This window comes from Persicitalea sp. (assembly GCF_041751555.1).
GTDB lineage: Bacteria > Bacteroidota > Bacteroidia > Cytophagales > Spirosomataceae > Persicitalea.
Map to the genome: position 1 here is coordinate 1 of NZ_JBGSXF010000091.1, position 2,143 is coordinate 2,143.

A 2,143-nucleotide genomic window follows, 5' to 3' on the forward strand; every position below is an offset into this window, starting at 1 on the left:
GGCGGGGACAGTCGTGGAATTTTTGGTGAAAGTACTGATGTAAAACGTCCCGCCCTGCTTGTAGCGACTGAAGCGACTGCCCGCGCCGTAGGTCAGGCCCGAGTTGACGCGCAGAGCGTCGTTGAGCCAAGAGGTAAAGCGCCCACCCAAAATGGTGTTGACCACCAACACCGGAATGTAGTCGGGGTTGTCGTAGGCCACGCCTTTGCCGCCGATGAGAAAGGTAGTTTCGCGGGCGTCACCCTTATTGACAAGCAACACACGACTGTTGGGGAAGTCGATTTTCGGGGTTGCGCCCTTGGCGGCGGATGATTTTTCTGTCTTCCAGTCTCCGAGCAATGCCGTGATGCGCTTCTTCATGTCGGCGGTTTTAAAATCGCCAACAATGGCAATGGCGGCGCGGTCGGCGGTGTAGTGCTTTTTGTAAAAAGCCTTCGCGTCGTCGGGGCTGATTTTGCCGATGGTCGAGGTAGTGCCGTCGGTGGGCGTGGCGTAGGGATGCCGATCAAAAACCATCTTGTTAAAATAGTTGCCAATCACCGCGCGCGGACTTTCTTTTTGCTGGGTAAGTTGCAATAGTGACCGCTGCTTGTACTTGTCGAACTCCGTGGCGTCGAAACTGGGGTTCACCAGCACTTCCTGCAAAATATCGAACATCTTGTCAGCATCTTTCACGGCAAACGACATGCTTACCCGCGCGCTTTCCTTGCCCGCGCTGCTGTTGAGGCGTGCGCCCACGTAATCGGTGGCTTCTTCGATTTGTTCTTTGGTGTATTTTTTGGTGCCAAAAAGCAGAGCGTCGGCGGTCATGCTGGCCAGGCCGTAACGGTCACTGTCCTGCGTCGAGCCCGCGTCGAATACTGCCGAAGTGTATATCAGTGGTACTTCGTGCTGTTCCATCAGATAGACCGTTAGCCCGTTTTTGAGCTTGAATTTTTCGTAGGCGGGTACTTTGAAATTATTCTGGGCAACGGCCTCGAAGGACAGCAAGGCCAGAAGCAGGAGAATTATGTTTTTCATGGGTAGTTCGATAGAATTAATTGGTTTTTTCCGGCAGCAGATACCCGACCGTCCGATTTCGTTCGGTAAAGTACTTCGCCGCGACGCGCTTGATGTCCGCCGGGGTTACTTTTTCGTAAAGTTCGGGTGCGTCATAGAGTTTGCGGTAATCGCCGAAAAATACCTCGTAAGTACCCAGGCTGTTGGCCTTGCCGTTGATGGTTTCGATGGTGCGGTAAAACTCCATCAGCTTCTGATTCTTGACCTTCTGCAACTCCCGCTCACTCACCTCATTCTGAATGAGGTCATCGATCTGGGCCTCGATCGCCTTTTCCAATTCCTGCGCCGAAACGCCCTTACCCGCCACACCGTAGATGTAAAACAGATTTGGATCAAAGCCGTCGCCCATGAAGCTGAATACCTGACTCGCCAGCGTAGTGTCCATCACCAATGCCTTGGTAAGACGCGATGAATTCCCGGACGTTAGCAGATTGTTCAGCAAGTCCAGCGCGTAGTAATCCTCGTGGCTGGTTTCGGGTGTATGGTAGGCCAACAGAATATTGGGTGTCGTGATGTCCTTATATGTCGTGACGCGACGTTCGCCTTTTTGTTCCGGCTCCACGGTGCGTACCTGAGGCGGCAGCCCCCGTGCTGGAATAGGCGCCATGTACTGGTCGGCCAGTTTCTTGACCTGCGCCAGCGTGATGTCGCCGACCACGACCACCGTGGCGTTATTGGGCGAGTAGTAAGTTTTAAAATAATTCTCTAAATCCTCCTGCGTCCAGCTCTTGATGTCCGACTCGAAGCCAATGACTGGAAACATATACGGATGTTCCTGAAAAGCCACACCCTTTACCAACTCGCTGATCGTACGATAATTGCTGTTTTCCAGCCCCGTACTGCGCTCCGAAAGTACCACGCCGCGCTCGCTTTGCACCATGGCAGAGTCGATGCTGAGGTCGGCAATGCGGTCAGCTTCCAGCTGGAACATCGTCTCGAGGGCATCTTTCTGAAACCAGTCGGTATAGACCGTCACGTTCTCAGTGGTGTAAGCGTTGTTGGAGCCGCCGTTGGCCTCCATAACGCGGTCGAATTGCTTGGGACCGTATTTCTTGGCCCCGTTGAACATCATGTGTTCAAAAAA

At 53.3% G+C, this 2,143-nt stretch carries 2 protein-coding genes; both read right to left on the reverse strand.

The window, feature by feature from the left end:
* Nucleotides 1–1,020 (reverse strand): M16 family metallopeptidase (locus tag ACEW8P_RS02965; protein ID WP_373511620.1); only part of this gene is annotated, 1,020 nt, incomplete at its 3' end.
* A gap of 16 nt (nucleotides 1,021–1,036) precedes the next feature.
* The coding region (locus ACEW8P_RS02970; protein ID WP_373511621.1) for a M16 family metallopeptidase at nucleotides 1,037–2,143 on the reverse strand (1,107 nt) is incomplete at its 5' end.